Origin of the sequence: Micromonospora sp. NBC_00821, from assembly GCF_036347035.1 — a bacterium.
GTDB lineage: Bacteria > Actinomycetota > Actinomycetes > Mycobacteriales > Micromonosporaceae > Micromonospora > Micromonospora hortensis.
Window position 1 is genome coordinate 4,882,545 of the sequence record NZ_CP108880.1, and the last position, 19,539, is coordinate 4,902,083.

Sequence of the window (19,539 nt, forward strand, 5' to 3'; positions counted from 1 at the left end):
ATGAGAACCGCATTCACCAGAGCCGTACGCCTCACCGCCGCGGCCGTGATGGCGACGGCGGTGGCCCTGACCGTGGCCGTCGGCCCCGCTCAGGCGGACCTCTGGCAGCACACCGACGGGTTCGAGGGGAATCCGGCAGCGGTGTGGGAGTTCCATCGATCCGGCGCCGGGAGCGGAGCCTTCGAGTTGGGCACGGGAACGGCCCGGTCTGGTTCGAACAACGCCATTCTCACGACCTCGACCGGTGGCTGGTCCGGGGTGGGCAAGCTGCTCACAGTGGGGCCGCGTACGGCCGGGCACTCCACGACCTGTGGCGGCGGGTTCTTCGTCCGGGCGGTCAGCGGGCCGGCGGTGCTCAACATCGAGGTGATCGATCCGGCGAGCTGGACCTACCTCGCGCTGCGGACCGTCCGGATCAGCGACACCACGTGGCGGCGGCATGACGTGGCCAGCTACGCGAACGGTCCAAACAAGGTGTTCGTCCGCGTCTCCCTGCTCGGTGGCAGCGGTGCGGTGCGGGTGGACGACTTTGCCTTCCAGTGCACCTTCTTCCGCGCCTGAACAGGTCGACCACAGCGGGGCCGGCGCTCTTGGCGCCGGCCCCGCGACGCCGGCCGCCCGGTCGTCGTCGTGGCGGCGGACGGTCGACGTTCGCTTCACGGTTGTGCCAGGGCCGTATCGGTGAAGCAGACACGTGACCAGGTTCCCCCACCCAAACGGGATGGACGGAGGATCATCTGCTACGGTAACCGCGTTGCAGTTTTGATTTCCGTAGACGTTTTTCAGCGCCTGATGGGTCATCTGAACCCACCCGGCGCTTTTTCGTTTTCGTGTCGTTTCGACGCGGGTGATCAACGCGGCGGCGTAAGGGTCCGCACAGTGCGGTCTCTAACAGCCTGCGAGGAGCAGACATGACTACAGGTACCGTGAAGTGGTTCAACGCCGACAAGGGCTTCGGCTTCATCAGCCCGGACGACGGCGGCGCCGACGTCTTCGCCCACTTCTCCGCGATCTCGGCGAGCGGCTTCCGCAGCCTCGACGAGAACCAGAAGGTGGAGTTCGACATCACCCAGGGCCAGAAGGGCCCGCAGGCGGAGAACATTCGCCCGCTCTGATCCACACTTTGCGAACGGCGGCCCGACTGATTCAGCGGGCCGCCGTTCGGCGTTTCATGTGATCGCCACGGCAGACCACGCACGACTGCCGGCAGGACCGCCGGCATGTTGACTCCTGCCGGGCGTCCTGCCTGTCTCCCGGCAGCGCACGTTGCTTGACTCAGCGGCATGACATCAATACGGAAAGCGATCACCCGCACGGTGGTCGTCGGGGCACTGGTCGGCGCGACCGCGCTCACCGGTCCCACCTCCGCGTACGCGGAGTCCGACCAACCGGGGTCCGCCGGGGCCGCCAACTCCCTCCTGGACATCATCCCGGCGCAGGCCCTGGACCAGATGGTCGCCCAGGCCCCACTGGTTGACGCGGCCAATGTCATCCGCACCGCTGTGGAACGCTCGCCGGCACGCGGCTACGCCGGCATCGGCTTGGTCGACGACCACGTCACCCTGTGGTGGAAGGGTGCGCTACCCACCGACGTCGCCGCAGCCGTCACCGCCGCCCGCCGCAGCGCGCCGATCCAGGTAGCCAAGGCCACCTACTCCCGCGCCGAACTGCGCAAGGCGGCCGCCGCCCTCACCCCGGTAGTAAAGGCCGACCCGGCGGACGCCAGCCACTCGGTCCGACTGCGCACCGACGGCACCGGCATCGACATCGGCGTGGACTACACCGCGGGCGCCAAGCTGCCGAAGCTGCCGGCCACCAGCGTCCGTACCAGCCTCGTCCAACGTGACCGGATGGTCGAACGGTCACGGGCCAACGACTCCGCGCCGTTCGACGGCGGAGCGGGCATCGGGTTCACCACGCCCGGGTGTACCGCGGGCTTCGGTGTACGCAACGCGGACACCAACGCCGGTTACGTCCTCACCGCCGAGCACTGCGGGGCCATCGGCTCGCCCTGGCACGTGGGCTGGAACACGACCACCGGCACCGGCACGCTGGTCGGCTACGCGGTCGACAGCAACGACGACCACGACACGATGATCATTTCAACGTCCACGCCCGGCGGCCATCTCTACGTCGGTGGTCAGCATGACGAGGTCCGCGCCCAGGTAACCGGCTGGACCGAGGTCTTCCCCGGCCAACTGCTGTGCCAGTCCGGGTACACCTCCGCGGGGGAGATCGGCGGTCCGGTCTGCAACCTGCGGGTCGACTTCCACTACGACGACATCGAGGACCTCGTCGAGGCCACCCAGCTCGACGGCGAGGAGGCCGCCCGGGGTGGGGACAGCGGCGGCCCGGTCTACTCCGTCAACGCCAACGGCACGGTGCTCGCCGCCGGCACCACCACCCGATCGGCCGGTCGGGGCTTCGGCTTCCAGGACTTCGCCACCGCCCGCGACGACTACGGCAACATCGTGCCGGCGACGCCGATCGCCAGCACCTGCCGGGTTTCCTTCGTCGTCACCAACTCGTGGAGCACCGGCTACAGCGCCAGCGTCACCGTCTACAACGACGGCCCGGCCACCAACGGCTGGTCGCTGGGCTTCGCCTTCCCGGGTGGACAACTCGTTCAGGGCCACTGGAACGGCGTCTTCCAGCAGACCGGCGCGGCGGTGACCGTCACCAACGAGAACCACAACGCCAGCATCCCGACCGGCGGCGCCGTCAACGTCGGCTTCACCGCTAACGGCTCCCCCGCCACCCCGGCGCCGTTCACCCTCAACGGCACCACCTGCAACTGACCCCTGTCCATGCACACCGGGCCCCGCCGCATCGCCGGCGGGGCCCGGTCCGTGTCCGGGATCAGGACTCGGCCAGTTCGCGTAACAGGGTGGCACGCAGGGTCCGCACCTCCGGTGCGTCCAGTTCGCCGCACCGGTCGAGCGCCCGCTGGCGCAGCAGGCGGGCGTCGGTGGCCCGGCCCGGAGTCGAGCCGGCCAGCGCCGCGAGCGCGGACAGAGTCTGCGCCTCCCACCACGGGCAGGACAGCGCGGCATACAGGGCCAGCGCCGACCGAAGCGCCTCGGCCGCCGCGTCGACCTCACCCAACGCCTGAAGCGCGAGCCCGTACCGGTGGATGGCGTTGGCCTCGCTGAACGTCGCGCCGCACCGGTGGAACACCCGCCGGGCGCGGGAGTACTCGGCGGCGGCGGCCCTCCACCGGCCCATCCCGGCCAGGTCCGCGCCGAGACTCATCATCGCCCCGGCCCGGGCCACCGCCGCGCCAGTAGGGCTGAGGCCGTTGCCCTGGACGTAGAACGTCAGCACGTCGCGGTGCAACTCGGCCGCTTCGGAGAACCGGCCGAGCGCGGCCAGCGCTCCGCCCAGCGCGCTCGCCGCGCTGTGCTCGCCGAGGGCGTACCCGATCTCGCGAAACAGGCTGACGGCCCGGCGGCAATGGTCGATGGCCGGCCCGCCGCGGCCGATCCGGATGAGGATGGCCGCGGTGTAGGTCAGCGCCCACGCCTCTTCCCGGCGGTCCCCGATCCGCCGAGCCAGTTCCAGCGCGCGGGCCAGGGCGGCCAGCCCGTCGGTGTTGCGGTCCCGGCAGAAGTACCGGGCCCAGCCCAGGAAGCTCAGCAGTACGGCCTCGTCGCGAGGGCTACCGGCGGCCCCGGCCGCGGCCACCCCCAGCGAGAAGATCTCGTTCCAGGAGTGCCGGTGACTGTTGGCGTCCGAGTACCAGTGCAGAGCCCTGGTGACGGCGACCACGTCGGCGTGCCGACCGCTCCGGGCCGCGTCGCGCAGCGCCGCCAGCCAGTTGCCGGACTCCCGATCCAACCAGTACGCCGCCGCCCGATCGTCGTCGAACGGGGAGTCGACCCGACAGGCGACGGGTTCGAACATCAAGCCGGCCTGCCGGGTACGCCGCAACAGCCAGCCGACCATCTGATCGTGCGCCCCCGTCCGGCAGGCCTGTTGTTCCTCGGCGTCGAGGCGTTCCTGGGCGTAGAGCCGGACCAGGTCGTGGAACTGGTACCGGTCCCCCGTGGTCAGGAGGACACCGGCTTCGACCAATTCCTCCAGGGCCGCCGCTGCGGTCTCCTCGCCGGTGCCGGCCACGGCGGCGACCAGCGCGGGTTCGAAGTCGGTGCCGGGAATCAGCGAGGCCCGCCGGAACACGCGCGCGGTCATCGGGTCCAGCTGCCGGTAGGAGACCTCGAACGCCGACCGGACGCCCAGGTCTCCAGCGGTCAGCACGGTGAGCCGTCGACGCTGGTCGCGGAGCAGGTCCACCAGCCAACCGACCGACCATTGGGGTCGGCTGGCGAGGCGGTTGCCGGCGATCCGGACGGCCAGCGGCAGCCGGCCGCAGAGTTTGACGAGTTGATCGACCGCGGCCGGCTCGGCGGCGATCCGGTCGGCACCCACGATCGCCGCGAGCAGCAGTCGACCGGCCGTCGGGGCGAGCAGGTCGAGCGGCAGGCGGACCGTACCGGCAAGACCCGTTAGTGGACGCCGGCAGGTGACCAGTGCGAGGCATCCCCGCCCGGCCGGCAGCAGTGGGCGTATCTGTGCCTCAGTCGCGGCGTTGTCCAGGACCACCAGCAGCGAGCGGTCCCGGGTGAGGGTGCGAAAGAGACCACCGCGCTCAGCGGTTGACACCGGCACCCGGCTGTCCGGGACTCCGAGCGACCGCAGCAATCCGGCCAGTGCCTCGGCCGGGTCGACCGGGCCGTCCGGCGAGGCGCCCTGCAGGTCGACGAAGAGCTGTCCGCCGGCGAAGGCCGGGCTGAGTCGATGTCCAGCGGCGACGGCGAGGCTGGTCTTGCCGATCCCCGGCGGCCCGTGCAGCACCACCACCGAGGCGGTGTCCGGTCGCCCCGCGGTGATGTCGGCGGCCAGCGCCGTGAGCTGTTCCAGGATCCCCGCCCGCCCGGCCAGGTCCGGAACGGCGGCGGGCAGTTCCCCGGGTACGACCACCGCCGGGCGGTCGTGTGGCACCTCCGCGCGGTGGCTGAGCACCGGCACGCGATCGTGCGGCACCTCCGCGCGGTCGTCCGGCACCGCGAGACGGTCGTCCGGCACCGCGAGACGGTCGTCCGGCACCGCGACGCGGTCGTCCGGCACCGCCGCTCGGTCGTGCGGCTGCCGCTCGGCCCGGGCCAGGGCGACGAAACGGTCGCGGTCCGCCCCGGCCAGCCGCAGGGCGTCGGCGAGCAGCACAACCGTCCGTCGTTGCGGGCTGCGCACCCGGCCGCGCTCCATCTCCCGGATGCCGCGGACACTGGAACCGGCCGCCTCGGCAAGCTCCTCCTGGGTCAGCCGCCGCTCCAGGCGGAGGGTCCTGAGGAGGCCGCCGAACTGGTCACGCCGCACCTGACTCCTGGGCATGCTCCCCCAACCACCCAACGCCCACAATCACGTAACGTGCATCGATGCTCGCATGTGCGTGACGAGTTGCGGGCCACTGTGCAGCGAGTGTGAGTATCACCATGGCGAATCCTCGACGAGTCACCGCAATCCCGGTGGCGATCGGCGGGCCATAACCCCGCAGATCGCGCACGCCATGGCAACCGCCGCGCCCATCCGGGCCGCCGCGTGGAAGCGGCACCGGTGACGGGCGGATGACGGGTCGACCCTGGCTGGGGGCAACCTCGACCCGGCCGGGGCGGGGACGCCCTCGCCCGCGTCCGCCACCGGAGCCAGAAATGGGGTGTTCTCGTACAACAACCTAGACCAGGGCGTTTATCACCGGTCGCGCTGCCTGCCAGCCGGTGTTGCCAGGAAAGTGCGCGCAGCAAAGAAGTAGCCTGATCGGCCGGGGCGACACCCGGCGCTCCCGAGGGGTACCAGCAGTACGCGCCTTGACAGAGACTCGCAGCGCCGCCACGGCTGTGGTGAGTGCGGGCAGGTCAGCATCACGTCACCGGAGGACATCATCTTCACCGTCAACGCCATCGCCGCGCCTTCTGCCACCGAACCGCTCGTGCGCACCACTATCGAACGGCGGGACCTGGGCCCGCACGATGTTCTCATCGAGATCCGCTACGCCGGCATCTGCCACTCCGACATCCACACCGTGCGCGGCGACTGGGGCAGCGTTCCCTACCCGCTCACCGTCGGCCACGAAATCGTCGGCCGGATCACCGAGATCGGCGCCGACGTCACCCGCCACGCGGTCGGCGACCGCGCTGGTGTCGGCTGCATGGTCAACTCGTGTCGCGAGTGCGAGAACTGCCGCACCGGAAACGAGCAGTACTGCCTCAAGGGCAACACCCAGACGTACGCGGGCGTCGACCGGGACGGCACCGTGACCCAGGGCGGGTACTCGACCCACGTCGTCGTGAACGAAGACTTCGTACTGCGAGTGCCGGACAGCATCCCGTACGAGGCGGCCGCGCCGATGCTGTGCGCGGGCATCACCACGTACTCGCCGTTGGCGCACTGGAACGCCGGTCCCGGCAGGAAGGTCGCCGTGGTGGGCCTGGGCGGTCTGGGTCACATGGCCGTCAAGATCGCCGCGGCGATGGGTGCCGAGGTGACAGTGCTGTCCCAGACGCTGTCCAAGAAGGACGACGGCCTGCGCTTCGGCGCCGAGCACTACTACGCCACCAAGGACCCGGCGACGTTCGAGGTGCTCAAGAACAGCTTCGACCTGATCATCAACACGGTCAGCGCACCGATCGACATGGCCAGCTACCTCGGTCTGCTGCGTCTGGACGGCACGCTGGTCAGCGTGGGTGCCCCGCCGGAGCCGCTACCGGTGCCCGTCTTCGCGTTGTTCGGCAACCGGCGTTCGTTCGCCGGCTCCAGCATTGGCAGCATCGCCGAGACGCAGGAGATGCTGGACTTCTGCGCCGAGCGCGGCATCGCTCCCGAGGTCGAGGTCATCGGCGCCGAGGCGGTCAACGACGCGTACGAGCGGGTGCTCGCCTCGGACGTGCGGTACCGGTTCGTCATCGACATCGACACCCTGCGCTGATCTTCTCCGAAGTGCCAGGGTCCGCCGAACGGCGGGCCCTGGCGCGCAGCCGGGCCGGGGCGACCGGTGGCCGGCGCTGATCCACCTTTGACGTCATCGACGCGCGGCGTCGTCTGGCGACGCGGTCGGCGAGGATGCCGATGGGCCGCCGAGGCGCAGAGCGCGCATCGGCGGCCCACCGTCTCAGCCGTTGTCGATCAGGCTCGCGATCTCGTTGTAGATCAGGTGCGCCTTCGCGCCCTGGTTGGACGGACAACCGCCGAGGTGGTGCAGGGCGATCACCCGGTGGCTGGCGTTCAGCACGGGTGAACCCGAATTGCCGCCGGAGGTGTCACAGCTGTAACTGATGTTCCAGGTGTTGTAGTTCGCGTTCCGGACGGCGCAGGTCGCGCCGTTCTGGGTGTCCTCGTAGATCGACAGCCGCTTCGCGGTGCCGTCGCCGTGCCCGGGGACATAGATCCGGGTCCCGTTGCTGGTGGCGGTAGTTGCCAGGTACAGCGTGCCGAACCCCTGGATGGCGGCGAAGTTGTTGACCGAGAACAGGGTGTAATCCAGCTGGTTGGAGCCGCCGCTGCTCACCCTGTAGAGGGTGGCACCGCTGACCTTGGTGCCGGCGCCGGGATTCGCGCCGCCGCAGGTGGCGCACTGGTAGTTGAACTGCATCTCGCTGCCGCTCACGGCGGACTGCGTCGAGAAGCAGTGCTTGTTCGTCAGCATCCGGTTGGTGTTGCCGACCCGCCAGGTGGTGCACAGTCCACCGCCGCTGATCAGCAGCCGCGCCACCGCCCTGCCGCGGGCGTACTCGGTGGGGTGGCTGTTCTGGTAGCAGACCACGTCCCGGCGGGCGTCGGTGCTGCACACGGACTGGGTGGAGAAGTTGTGCGCGGCGATTTCCGTGCGGTCGTATCCGCGCCAGAACCGGTCGATGGTGGCGGCGCTGCCACGTGAGGGGCGGCTGCTGTGCAGTGTCACCACTGCCGTGTCGCCCTCCACCGACATCGCCCAGAAACCCGGCTGCCCGTCGGTGGTGTAGTCCGAACCGGTCGCCCGGTTCAGGTGGCGGTCGTACCGGTAGCTCTCCTTGCCGTCGCGGCTCGACACTGTGACGTAGTCGCCTTCGGCCAGTCGCAGTGCGCTGAAGTGCACCTTGACGTAGGTGGCACCGGGGTGCTGGATGATCTGTGTCCCGCCGTTCGGGGCGTAGGACAGGGAGCTGTCGACGGTGCGGAGTTCACCGATCGTGGTCACACCCTCTGCCGAGAACTGGTTCGATTCCGGTGCTCGTTCGGATTGTGGCGCGAGAGGGGCAACCGAGTACGCCTCGGCGGCGGGTACCGACAGTAGGCTCAGCCCGAGTGTGCAGGCGGCGAGCGCGACCGCCCCCGTTCGTAAGCGGCGCAGGGCATGTTTCATCTGTCGCTCCTTCTCAGGAATCAGCACCGAGACGTGCCTTCGGTCTTCCTACCTGAATTCACGCAAGACATGTAATCCCATCTATGTCATAACTGCCTGCCGCGTCGCTTCGTCCGCCTCGTCTCCGGATGACAGTCCTGACGGGCAGTGGCGCCCTGCGCCACCGCATCCCGGCCCGATGACTGCTCCGCACGTCGAGGACGAAGGCCGGTGAGGCCACTACCATGCGAGCGTGGCTCACGTTGCCCAGGTCCGCAGGCCGTACCCGCTGCTCGTCGCCGCGGCGGTCCTGGTGGCGCTCGGCGCGGCAGCGGCCTGGGGGGTCGGCGACACGCTGGGGCTGAGCCACTCCCCCGCCGCCGTGCCGCGCGAGGACGCCCTCGCCGCGCCGGCGCGGACGCCGGCACCGGTCCCGCCGTTGGCGTCCCTCGTCGTGCCCGACGAGCTTCGTGTCAGGAAGGCCGCGACCGCCGTCGCCGACGCTGTCGTCTTCCGCGGCCTGCCCCGGCCGGCGCTCGTCCCGGCCACGTCGAGCCCGGCCGGGTCCGCGACGGCCGCGCGCGCCGGCACGGCGCCGGATCTGTCGGCGGTGAGCACGCTGCGGGCGGGCGTGCTGGCCGCCCTCAGCGGGACGCCCGAGTCGTACCGGCTCGACGTGCGCGGCACCGAGTTGACCGTCCAGGGTGGCGACGTCGCGGGCGTGGCGGCCGGAATGTACTGGTTGGCCGACCGGATCCGCTCCGGTGCCGAGGTGCTTCCCACGGCGGACACGGGTCGGGTGGTCATCCCCCGGCTCGGCCTGCGGCTGACCGACGCGGGCTCGGTGGGGCGCGAGCCCGACCCGGCCGTCTTCGCCGCCGGCGACGACTATGGCCTGAACACCGACGTGGTCGGGTCGGCGGTGCTGCCTCGCGCGCCGTGGGTGGACGCTGGTGCGGTGGCCCGCATCGACGCGCAGTTTCGACAGTTCGTCGATCACTCGGTGGCGCAGGGATTCAACGGAATCGTCGTGCCCGGCTTCCTGGAGTACGTCACGTTCACGAAGGTCGGCGACGGGCGCGCGGTCTACCCGCCCGGCGACTCGCACGTCGAGCGCGCGCGGGCGATGGTCGCGGCGTTCGGCCCCGTCTTCCGATACGCCGAGGACATGGGCGTGCGGGTCTTTCTGCTGACCGACATGCTCGCGGTGTCGCCCCCGCTGGAGGCATACCTGACGCGGACCGTCGGCGGCCTGGACGTGGCCGACCCTCGGCTGTGGGCGGTCTACCAGGCCGGTCTGGCCGAGCTGTTCGAGAGCATGCCGTTCGTCGACGGCCTGATGGTCCGCGTCGGCGAGGGCGGCGAGGTGTACGCCGCATCCGGCTGGGACTACACGTCAAAGCTCGCGGTCACCACGGAAGCGTCGGTGCGCGCGATGCTGCGGGCGCTGCTGGACACCGCGGGCACAGCCGGGAAGGAGATCATCTTCCGCACCTGGACGGTGGGCGTCGGCGCCGTCGGCGACCTGCACACCAACCCGGTGTCGTACGCGCAGGTCCTCGGCGGGCTCGACGAACCGCATCTGATCGTCTCCACCAAGTACACCCTGGGCGACTTCTACAGCCACCTACCGCTGAACACCACACTGCTGGACGGCGGGCACCGCCGCATCGTGGAGTTCCAGGCCCGGCGCGAGTTCGAGGCGTTCGGCTCGCTGCCCAACGACCTCGGCCCGCTGCACCGCCAGGCGCTGCGCGCATTCCTTGCCGCCAACCCGAACGTCGAGGGTGTCTGGAACTGGACCCAGGACGGCGGGCCGTTGCGCGCCGGGCCCATGTCGCTGTACCTGCGCGCGGGATTCTGGCAGCTCTACGACCTCAACACGTACGCCGTCGGCCGCCTGGCCTGGGACCCGCACGCCGACCCGGCGCAGCTCACGGCGGACTGGGCGTACCGCACGTTCTCCGACGACCCGGGCACCGTCGCCGCGATCGGGCAGGCCATGGCGCTGTCCCGGCAGGCGGTCACCAAGGGCCTCTACATCGGTCCGTACGCCGACCGGTCGGTGCGGGCGCTCGGGCTGGAACCGCCGCCCATGATGTGGATCTTCGAGTGGGACATCCCGACCGGCGATTCCGCCGCGCTGGACAGCATCTACGCGGTGACCGGCGGCCGCGTCGACGAGGCGATCGAGGAGGGTACGCAGGCCGTCGTGCTGGCCCGGCGCATGCGCGACCTGGTCGCCGCGACCGAACCGGCGACCTGGCGCGACGCCGAACTGCGCGGGCGCTTCGCCGCGACTCTCGACTACCAGGTCGACCTGTTCGAGACGCTGAGCGCGTACCGGACCATGGTGCTGCGGCACGCGCAGTGGCTGGACACGGGTGCCCCGGCCGCCCACCGTGACTGGCGGCTGGCCGCTGCGGAGTACCACGACGCGCGCGACGCGCACCGGCAGCGCTACGGCGCCGACCTGGACCTGCCCGCGTACAACTTCACCGCCGCCGACCTCGGGGCGCTGCGCGCCAACCGGGACCCGGCGATGGCCTGGGCGGCCCGGGCGCTGCTCGGGTCGATCCTGCTGGTGGTGCTGCTCGGCCTGTACGGGCGCGGGTTCGGCGCAGCCGCCGCGCGCGGGTTGCTGCTCGGCGCGCTCCGGCCGTGGCGGGTCGCCGCGCTGCCGACGCCCGTGACGCGGGCGGACCGAGTGTTGGTGTGGTTGGTCCCGGCCGTGGTGCTGGTGGCGAGCCGGCTCGTGTTGACCTGGTTCGCCGCGCCGGCACACCTGCTGGTCACCCTCGGTGGGTGGGCGCTGTTCGTCCTCGTCGTACGCCTCGTGGTCGGTCGCCGGGATCCGTTTTACCTGTGGGCCGTGGTCGGCGGCGTCGCGCTGCTGCGCAGCGTGCTGCTGCTGGCGGCGCTCGCCGGGCGAGGACCGGGCGGTTACTGGTTCGCCTTCTGGACCGCGCCGAGTCTGCGCGCGGCGTACGTCACCGTCGCGTTCGCGGCGTTCTGCTGGCTGTTCGTGGCCGTCGCGGTGCTCCTGCGGGACCGGTACGGCCTGCGTCGCCGAAGCGCCGTCGGGCTGACCCTCACCGCCGTGGGTGTGCCCCTCGGCGTGCTGTCCGCCCTGATGTCGGTAGTGGGCCTGGAACGCGCGCTGACGGTGTGGAATGACCAGCTCGCGCTGCTGCCCTGGGGCCTGTCCCGCATCCTCGGTATCACCGTCCACCTGGGCATCCCCGCTCAACTCCCCGCATACACCGCCGCCGCCGGAATCGCCTTGGCCGCCGGCGGCCTGCTCCTGTCACTCGGCCGCCGCCGGCATGCCGCCTGAGCGCCCAACCCAACCAGCAGGCCAACCGCCGCAGACGGGGCATCCGTGGCGGCCGACCCGGCGTCTCGAGCGCCCTGGGTGTCGACATCGGCGGTCCAGGCTGGTGTCGCGCTCGTTCACCGACTGGTCTACTGCCTGTTTCACAAGAACTGGCCGCCCTTGTGAAACAGGCCTTAGGCCGGCTCGCGCACGCCGCCGGCGTTTCCACCGTCGTCCGGCATCGGTTCGGCCGGGGCTTCTGGCAGTTCGTTCGGCGCGTCGGGCAGGAGGACCCCCGCGTCGTCGGGCACCGGTTCGCGCGGGTCGATGGGCGGATACTGTTCCGGGTCGAGATCGGGTCCAGTCATCAGGCGAGTATCCGTCGTCTTCCGGGCTGCCGCTCGTCGGGCCGCGAGCTTCAAGATCGATCGCTACATCGTCAAGAGCGCCCATGGCGTCATCCTGACCCACAGCCGCACGAGGGGTTCACCCGCCTTGCGGCAGATCCGGACGTGTCGGATCGTTACGGGCGGTGCGGGTGCCCGGTAGGTTTGCCCGCATGTCACCGATCCCGACGACGCTGTTACCCGAAACCCGACGTGCGCTGGTCCACCGGCTGGCGACTGGTCAGGTAGCGGGTCGGGCGCCGTCGGTCGTCGCTGCCGTGGTACGCGATGGTCATCCTGTGTGGATGGACGGGTGGGGAACGGTGGACGGCAGGGTGCCGGATGGCAACCTCCAATACCGGATCGGCTCGATCACCAAGACTTTCCTGGCCGTGCTGGTGCTGCGACTGCGCGACGAGGGGCGACTCGCGCTCACCGACCCGCTGGCCGAGCACCTGCCCGGCACGGCGGCGGGCCAGGCCACTGTCGGCGCGCTGCTGGCGCACACCGCCGGGCTGATCTCTGAGGCGCCCGGCCCATGGTGGGAACGAACCCCGGGCACGCTGCGACCCGACCTGGCCGACGTGCTGGGCAGCGATCCGCAGGTGCATCCGCCCGGACAGCGCTTCCACTACTCCAACCCCGGCTACGCGCTGCTCGGCGCGCTGGTGCAGCGGGTTCGCGGTCAGGCGTGGGGCGAGGTGCTGCGGCGCGAGGTGCTGGAGCCGCTCGCGATGACCCGCACCACCCTGCTGCCGGTCGCGCCACATGCCACCGGCTGGGCGGTGCATCCCTGGGCCGATGTGCTCCTTGCGGAGCCCGCCGTGGACACCGGTCTGATGGCGCCTGCCGGACAGCTGTGGTCGACCGCAACGGACCTGGCCAGGTTCGCCGCGTTCCTCATCGACGGCGACGACCGGGTGCTCCATCCGGACACCGTCGCGCAGATGCGCAACCCGGCGAGCCCGCCGGAGGCGACGGACTCAGACAGCGGCTACGGGCTCGGCATGCAGTTGCTGCGCCGCGACGGCCGACTGTTGGCCGGGCACACCGGCTCGATGCCGGGCTTCGTCGCGACCGTGTGGGTCAGCCCCGACGACGCGCTGGGCGCGGTCGTCATGGGAAACGTGACCGCCGGCCTCTCTGCCGGCACCCTCGCCGCTGATCTACTGCAGACGGTCGCCGAGCGGGAGCCGCGGATCCCTGCGCCGTGGCGACCGCTGCCCTCAGTTGACCCACAGCTACTGGACCTCGCCGGCCCGTGGTACTGGGGGCCGGCACCTTATGTGCTGCGCCCGCAGGCTGATGGCTTCGTGGAGTTGGCCCCGCTGTCCGGCGGGCGCGGCACCCGCCTGCGCCCCACCGGCGACGGCGTCTGGGAGGGGATCAACGGCTACTTCGCTGGCGAACGGCTGCGGGTGCAACGCGACGCGGCTGGCGCCGTCAGCCACCTCGATCTTGGCACCTTCATCTTCACGCGGCAGCCCTACGACCCTGCGGCGCCACTGCCCGGCGGTATCGACCCCGCTGGCTGGCAGGCCGGCTGACCTCCTCAGCTCCCCACCTGCCCCCGGCCGGTTGGCAAGTGCGTTCTGAGTCATCAACCGATCGGACGACCGACGGCGATGATCGGCTATTTCCATGTGCGATGGACACCGTGCGACGCCTAGGAAGGAGGCATGACCAACGAGGTGACCGTTCCCCTGCTGCCGTGCGCATCCATCGACGACATCGAAACCTTCTACGGAGTTCTCGGTTTCCGCACCACCTACAAGCAACGCAAGCCCTACTCGTGTGTGGGGGTGCAACGAGAAGACCTGCGTCTGCAGTTCTTCGAGATCGCCGGATTTGACCCGGAGCAGTCCTATGGCTCGTGTCTCGTACTCACCGCGGACATCGAGGGACTACATCGGGCATTCGCGGCCGGCATGCGCGCCGCGTACGGCAAGGTACTGGTGTCCGGAACGCCGCGGATGACCCGGCCCAGGGCACGGAAGAACGCCGACGGGTTGGGCGGATTCAGCGTCATCGACCCGGGCGGCAACTGGATCCGCGTCTTTCGGGACGCCGCCACCGCGCCCGTGCCGGCCGCCGGGCCGGCCGGGCGACTCGCCAAGGCCCTCGCGAATGCTGTCGTGCAGGCCGACTCCAGGGGAAGCGTCGGACAGGCCATTCGGATCCTCGACAGCGCGTTGGCCCGTCCGAAAGCCGACGACGACCCTGTCGAGCAGCTAGAGGTCCTGGTCTACCGCGCCGAACTCGCGATGGTGCTGCACGATCCAAAGACCGCGGTCGAGATGCTGGACCGCGCCCGGTCCGTCACGCTCACGGAAGACGAATCCGTCAGGGCGGCGTCCGCGTTCGACAACGCCGACGAACTCGCAGCAGCACTGCGGTGACTCACCAAACGAGCGCCTCCCCCTCGACCCCGACAAACGGCCGTAGCGCGACCGCATCAGCGTCGACACCCCCGCCGGGGCCCGCTGTTTGGCAGGATGCCTCAGTTATCGGTACGCCAGTCCGATACACCTCGTGACGTGAGGGGATGCTCGGAAGGTAGTAGCCCGAACGCCAGCCCGGGCGGCGTACGCGCCGCAGCCGCCGGGAGTACTCTCACCTCAGGTGCGCCGGGAAGTCTGGTCGGCAGTCATGTCGTGCTGCGGCTCTGGAGGCTCCGATGGGCGTTTCTGCCCTGCGCACCGACCATCTGTCCAAGCGTTACGGGCGACTGCTCGCCCTCGATGACCTCACTCTCGACGTCGCGGCGGGCGAGGTGTTCGGGTTTCTCGGCCCCAACGGCGCCGGAAAGTCAACGACGATCCGGCTGCTGCTCGGCCTTGCCCGACCCACCTCCGGACGGGCGTGGATCTTCGACACCGACGCCGGCGACGTCGCCGCGGCCCACCGCAGGCTCGCCTATGTGCCTGCGGATGTGGCGCTGTGGTCACGGATGACCGGCGCCGAGGTGCTGGACCTGCTCGCCCGCATCGGCCCCGGCACGGACACCGCCTACCGCGACGAGCTCATCCAACGATTCGCGCTGGACGTGTCCAAACCTGCTGGCACCTACTCGACGGGCAACCGGCAGAAGGTCGCTCTGATCGCGGCGTTCGCCACCCGGGCGCCTCTGCTGGTGCTCGACGAGCCAACCAGCGGCCTGGACCCACTCATGGAACTGCAGTTCCGGCAGGCGGTCGACGTGGCCCGCGACAATGGGCAGACGGTGTTCCTCAGCTCGCATCAGCTTGCCGAGGTCGAGGCCGTCTGCGATCGCGTCGGCATCCTGCGCGCCGGTGAGCTGGTGGAGGTGGCCTCCGTCGCGCAGCTGCGCCGACTGCACCACACCGAGGTGGTCGCGACGTTCACCGGGGCGCCACCGGACCTCGCCGGTGTCCACGGCGTCCACGGCCTGCACACCGACGGTGCCGCGTCCGTGCGGTTCACCCTGAGCGGCTCCCCCGCCGCGGCGCTGCGCGCCCTGGCCGACGCTGACGTGACAACGATCGTCGTCCGGGAGCAGAGCCTGGAGGAGATCTTCCTCGCCTACTACGGGCAGAACGCCCGATGATCGCGACCACGGCAGCAACCCGCCCGCAGTGGGTACTGAGAGGGCTCGCAGTGCGCCAGGTGCGCCGTGGCGCCCTGGTCGTAACCGCTGTGTGCGCGGGAATGTCCGCCCTGGTGGTGGTCGGCTACCGCAGCGAGGCGCTGGATCCGGCGGCCTTGGCGGCGCTGGCCCGCAACCCCGCGATCCGCACCCTGTTCGGCGAACCGGTCGCGCTCGACCAGGCGGGCGGGTTCACCGTGTGGCGCACGGGCACCGTCCTGGCCGTCCTGCTCGGTGTGTGGGCGATGCTCGCCGCCACCCGGATCACCCGAGGCGAGGAGGACGCTGGCCGGTGGAGTCTGTTGCTGTCCGGCCGCATCACCCTCGCCGATGCTGTCCGCCAGCACCTCGGTGTGCTGGCCGTCGTTCCGGTCCTCGTGGGAGCGGCGACCGCCGCGGCGATGATCGCTGCGGGCGTGGACGCCACCGGTTCGTTGTTGCACGGCACCGGCCTCGCTGCCGTCGGGCTCTTCTTCGTCGCCGTCGGCGGCGTCACCGCGCAGCTGTTCGTCAGCCGGTCGGCGGCCAACGGTGTCGCGGCGGCCGTCCTGGTCGTCGGGCTGCTCATGCGGATGGTCGGCGACGGTATGCCCGCGCTGGCCTGGCTTCGATGGCTGTCCCCGTTCGGGCTCTTGGCGCTGACCCGCCCGTTCGACAGCAATCGAGGGCTGCCGGTGTCGGTGCTGACGTTCACCGCAGTGCTGCTACTGGCCGTCGCCGGTCGGCTCGCGGCTCGGCGTGACGTCGGCGCGGCGATTCTTGCTACGGCCGGCAGCCGGCGGGCGCGTACCGCGTTGCTCGGGTCGGTGCCCGCCTTCGCCGTACGGCGCACCCTGCGGCCGCTCGCCGCCTGGTCGGCCGGAATCGGCGCGTATTTCCTGCTCCTGGGCCTGATTGCCCGGTCCATGACCGAATTCCTGGCCGCCAACCCCGAGTTCGCGACCATGGCGGCCCAGGCTGGTTTTCCGGCCCTCGGCACGGTGGAGGGTTATGCGGCCACCCTGTACGCGCTGCTTGCCGTTCCGGTCGGGGTGTTCGTCGCCGTGCGGTTCGCCGCCGTCGCTGCCGACGAGAATGCTCGGCGTCTCACACTGCTGCTGGCCGCACCGGTAGCCCGGGTACGGCTGTTGGCCGCCGAAGCGGCCGTCGCTGGCTGCGCAGCGCTGACCCTGACAACGGTGGCGGGTGTCGCCATGTGGGCCGGCACGGCCAGTGTCAGTGCCGGCCTCGGAGTCGGCGACGCGCTCACCGGCGCCTGGAACGTCGTGCCGGTTGTGCTGCTGTGTCTGGGAGCTGCCGTCCTGGCGCTCGGATGGGCGCCGCGCGCCGTCGCGGCGATCGGTGCAATGCCGGCCGCGGGTGGATTCCTGTGGCAGGTCCTTGCCGACAGCATCGACGCGCCCTCCTGGATCCGCGCGCTGTCCCCGTTCGCGCACCTGGCCGCGGTGCCGGCCACCGCACCGGCATGGCCACCAGCGTTGGTGATGGTCGGCATCGCCGCGGCCGGCATGGTCGCCGGCACATTCGGCTACCGCCGCCGTGACCTGTGTGCCTGAGCGGGTCGCCGTCGCAACCGCTGTTCACCGCTCCAACGGGCCCAGCCGATTGTTGACGTCGTGCACTCCCGGAGTGCCCCAGGCGCGGGCGTGGCCTCAGTGCGCACATCAGCGCACGTGAGCCGTGCCGGCTGGCCGTGCCCGTCCCTCCCGCAGGGCGGGGGTGCGGCTAGCGGATCGCCGACGCCGAAGGGGGTGGCGCGGTCGCCGTCATCGCTCACTGGCGCCGCTATCCTTGATCGAGTACGACCTGTACGCATATGTCCGCTAGCTGAGGGGGAACCGTGCGCTATCAGATCGACCTCGCTCGCCTGCGGGACGTGCTCGACGGACCGTGGGCCGCAGTCCGCAACGCGCACCGGGAGCACCTCGACGCACGCTTCCTCCCGGTCTACGGCGAGACCGGTGACCAGGCACGGGAGCGGATCACCCGGCTACTCAGCGAACTCCCCGCCGAGCTGGGTATGGCCTCGGCCTTCCCCACCGAGTACGGCGGCAGCTCCGACGTCGGCGGCTCGATCATCGCCAGCGAGATGCTGGCGCAGGTCGACCTGTCACTGATGGTCAAGGCCGGAGTGCAGTGGGGCCTGTTCGGCGGCGCGGTCGCGGCCCTCGGCACCCGCCGCCACCATGACGCCTATCTCCGGGACATCGTCTCGGGCACGATCTTCGGCTGCTTCGCCATGACCGAGACCGGGCACGGCTCCGACGTCCAGCAACTGCGCACCACCTGCACGTACGACCCGCAGACGCAAACTTTCGACCTGCACACCCCGCACGAGGCTGCCCGCAAGGACTACATCGGCAACGCCGCCCGGGACGGACGGATGGCGGTGGTCTTCGCGCAGCTGATCACGAACGGCCAGCGGCACGGCGTACACGCGTGGTTGGTGCCGATCCGCGACGCGCAGGGCAACGCGCTGCCTGGCGTGCGCATCGGCGACGCCGGGCCCAAGGCCGGCCTGCTCGGCGTGGACAACGGGCGGCTCACCTTCGACCACGTACAGGTGCCGAGGGACATGCTGCTGGACCGCTATGGTCAGGTCGCACCGGACGGGACGTACTCCAGCCCGATCGAGAACGACTCCCGACGCTTCTTCACGATGCTCGGCACCCTGGTCCGCGGCCGGGTGAGCGTCGGCGGCGCCGCGTCGGCGGCCACCAAGTCGGCGCTGACGATCGCGGTGCGCTACGGCGACATCCGCCGCCAGTTCGGCACACCCGACGCCGACCGGGAGGTGCTGCTCAACGACTACCTGGCCCACCAGCGCAAGCTGCTGCCCGCCCTCGCCACCACGTACGCGCTGCACTTCGCCCAGACCGAGTTGGTCGCCGCACTCAGTGAGGTGCAGGGCGGCGACGGGCCGGTCGACGAACACCAGCAGCGGGAGTTGGAGTCCCGGGCCGCCGGTCTCAAGGCCGCGCAGACCTGGCATGCGACCCGCACCATCCAAATGTGCCGCGAGGCGTGCGGCGGCGCGGGCTACCTGGCCGAGAACCGGCTACCCAGTCTCAAGGCCGACACCGACGTCTTCACCACCTTCGAGGGCGACAACACGGTGCTGTTGCAGTTGGTGGCCAAGGGACTGCTCACTGGCTACCGGGACGAGTTCGGCTCGCTGGACGGCTGGGGGCGTGCCTCCTTCGTCGCCGAGCAGGTCCGGGAGATGGTGCTCGAACGCACCGCCGCGCGGTCGCTCATCGAGCGGCTGATCAGCGCCGTACCCGGTCGCGACGACGAAGTCGCCGTCACCGATCGAGGCTGGCAGCTCAAGGTCTTCGAGGACCGCGAGAGGCACCTCCTCGACGGCGCGGTCCGCCGCCTGCGCAACGGCGCGGCCACCAAGAAGGACCGCCCCTTCGACATCTTCAACGACGTCCAGGACCACGTCCTGACCGTCGCCGCCGCGCACATCGACCGGATCACCCTGGAGGGGTTCGTCGCCGGCATCGAAGACGCCGCCGATCCGGCGGTCCGGGCGCTGCTCTCCCGGGTCTGTGACCTGTACGCGCTCAGCGTCATCGAGGCGAACAAGGGCTGGTTCCTGGAGCACGGCCGGCTGACGCCGGCGCGGGCCAAGGCCATCACGGGCGTGGTCAACGCACTGCTCAAGGAGCTACGCCCGCACCTGCGAACGCTCGTGGACGGTTTCGCCATCCCGGACGCCTGGCTGCACTGCGCGATCCTGAGCGAGGAACCCGGCCGGCAGGACACGATGGCCACTCATGACGCCGCCGGACACCCGCCCGGGCTTGACCTCACGCGCGCTTGAGCTTGCCGGCTGGGCCCTGACGTTCCC

General features: G+C 70.6%; 13 protein-coding genes. 10 read left to right on the top strand and 3 right to left on the bottom strand.

Annotation, left to right across the window (positions count from 1 at the left end; all coding sequences use genetic code 11):
- From OHB44_RS22290 to OHB44_RS22300, 3 genes are all read left to right on the top strand, one after another.
- A complete protein-coding gene (locus OHB44_RS22290) occupies positions 1-561 on the top strand; it encodes a hypothetical protein (RefSeq protein ID WP_238684238.1) in 561 nt (186 codons plus the stop codon).
- A 350-nt stretch (positions 562-911) separates the two neighbouring features.
- Positions 912-1,115, top strand: coding sequence for a transcription antiterminator/RNA stability regulator CspE (cspE, locus tag OHB44_RS22295; protein WP_013283833.1), 204 nt, complete (start codon positions 912-914; stop codon positions 1,113-1,115).
- A 168-nt stretch (positions 1,116-1,283) separates the two neighbouring features.
- Complete coding sequence (locus OHB44_RS22300) at positions 1,284-2,798, top strand: cellulose binding domain-containing protein (RefSeq protein WP_330438147.1); 1,515 nt, start codon at positions 1,284-1,286, stop codon at positions 2,796-2,798.
- A gap of 61 nt (positions 2,799-2,859) precedes the next feature.
- On the opposite strand, the gene OHB44_RS22305 is transcribed toward OHB44_RS22300, so the two are convergent.
- Complete coding sequence (locus tag OHB44_RS22305; RefSeq protein ID WP_330438148.1) at positions 2,860-5,391, bottom strand: ATP-binding protein; 2,532 nt, start codon at positions 5,389-5,391, stop codon at positions 2,860-2,862.
- Between the two features lie 547 nt (positions 5,392-5,938).
- Between OHB44_RS22305 and OHB44_RS22310 the strand changes: the two genes are divergently transcribed.
- On the top strand, positions 5,939-6,982 hold the full coding sequence (locus OHB44_RS22310; protein WP_238684394.1) for an NAD(P)-dependent alcohol dehydrogenase: 1,044 nt from the start codon (positions 5,939-5,941) through the stop codon (positions 6,980-6,982).
- A 183-nt stretch (positions 6,983-7,165) separates the two neighbouring features.
- On the opposite strand, the gene OHB44_RS22315 is transcribed toward OHB44_RS22310, so the two are convergent.
- Complete coding sequence (locus tag OHB44_RS22315; RefSeq protein WP_238684241.1) at positions 7,166-8,395, bottom strand: trypsin-like serine peptidase; 1,230 nt, start codon at positions 8,393-8,395, stop codon at positions 7,166-7,168.
- Between the two features lie 232 nt (positions 8,396-8,627).
- Between OHB44_RS22315 and OHB44_RS22320 the strand changes: the two genes are divergently transcribed.
- Positions 8,628-11,711: a hypothetical protein gene (locus tag OHB44_RS22320; protein ID WP_330438149.1), complete on the top strand. Its 3,084-nt coding sequence runs from the start codon at positions 8,628-8,630 to the stop codon at positions 11,709-11,711.
- Between the two features lie 173 nt (positions 11,712-11,884).
- Here the strand turns inward: OHB44_RS22320 and OHB44_RS22325 are convergent, their stop codons facing one another.
- Positions 11,885-12,058, bottom strand: a complete 174-nt coding sequence (locus OHB44_RS22325; RefSeq protein WP_238684243.1) for a hypothetical protein — start codon at positions 12,056-12,058, stop codon at positions 11,885-11,887.
- Positions 12,059-12,249: 191 nt separating this feature from the next.
- Between OHB44_RS22325 and OHB44_RS22330 the strand changes: the two genes are divergently transcribed.
- From OHB44_RS22330 to OHB44_RS22350, 5 genes are all read left to right on the top strand, one after another.
- A complete protein-coding gene (locus OHB44_RS22330) occupies positions 12,250-13,623 on the top strand; it encodes a serine hydrolase domain-containing protein (RefSeq protein WP_330438151.1) in 1,374 nt (457 codons plus the stop codon).
- 132 nt (positions 13,624-13,755) lie between these two features.
- Positions 13,756-14,475, top strand: coding sequence for a VOC family protein (locus OHB44_RS22335; protein ID WP_238684245.1), 720 nt, complete (start codon positions 13,756-13,758; stop codon positions 14,473-14,475).
- A 278-nt stretch (positions 14,476-14,753) separates the two neighbouring features.
- Entirely contained in the window at positions 14,754-15,644 is an 891-nt protein-coding gene (locus tag OHB44_RS22340) for an ABC transporter ATP-binding protein (protein WP_330438152.1), read from the top strand.
- Positions 15,641-17,239 carry an ABC transporter permease gene (locus OHB44_RS22345; RefSeq protein WP_330438153.1) on the top strand — a complete coding sequence of 533 codons (1,599 nt, stop codon included), beginning with the start codon at positions 15,641-15,643 and terminating at the stop codon, positions 17,237-17,239. Before OHB44_RS22340 ends, OHB44_RS22345 begins: the two co-directional genes overlap by 4 nt.
- Positions 17,240-17,523: 284 nt before the next feature.
- Positions 17,524-19,512 carry an acyl-CoA dehydrogenase family protein gene (locus OHB44_RS22350; protein WP_238684248.1) on the top strand — a complete coding sequence of 663 codons (1,989 nt, stop codon included), beginning with the start codon at positions 17,524-17,526 and terminating at the stop codon, positions 19,510-19,512.
- Positions 19,513-19,539 lie beyond the last annotated feature (27 nt).

What these genes read in the sequence shown, in the direction of transcription:
- OHB44_RS22290 (WP_238684238.1), top strand. Translation starts at nt 1, where the DNA reads ATGAGAACCGCATTCACCAGAGCCGTACGCCTCACCGCCGCGGCCGTG.
- cspE (WP_013283833.1), top strand. Translation starts at nt 912, where the DNA reads ATGACTACAGGTACCGTGAAGTGGTTCAACGCCGACAAGGGCTTCGGC.
- OHB44_RS22300 (WP_330438147.1), top strand. Translation starts at nt 1,284, where the DNA reads ATGACATCAATACGGAAAGCGATCACCCGCACGGTGGTCGTCGGGGCA.
- OHB44_RS22305 (WP_330438148.1), bottom strand. Translation starts at nt 5,391, where the DNA reads ATGCCCAGGAGTCAGGTGCGGCGTGACCAGTTCGGCGGCCTCCTCAGG.
- OHB44_RS22315 (WP_238684241.1), bottom strand. Translation starts at nt 8,395, where the DNA reads ATGAAACATGCCCTGCGCCGCTTACGAACGGGGGCGGTCGCGCTCGCC.
- OHB44_RS22325 (WP_238684243.1), bottom strand. Translation starts at nt 12,058, where the DNA reads ATGACTGGACCCGATCTCGACCCGGAACAGTATCCGCCCATCGACCCG.
- OHB44_RS22330 (WP_330438151.1), top strand. Translation starts at nt 12,250, where the DNA reads ATGTCACCGATCCCGACGACGCTGTTACCCGAAACCCGACGTGCGCTG.
- OHB44_RS22335 (WP_238684245.1), top strand. Translation starts at nt 13,756, where the DNA reads ATGACCAACGAGGTGACCGTTCCCCTGCTGCCGTGCGCATCCATCGAC.
- OHB44_RS22340 (WP_330438152.1), top strand. Translation starts at nt 14,754, where the DNA reads ATGGGCGTTTCTGCCCTGCGCACCGACCATCTGTCCAAGCGTTACGGG.
- OHB44_RS22345 (WP_330438153.1), top strand. Translation starts at nt 15,641, where the DNA reads ATGATCGCGACCACGGCAGCAACCCGCCCGCAGTGGGTACTGAGAGGG.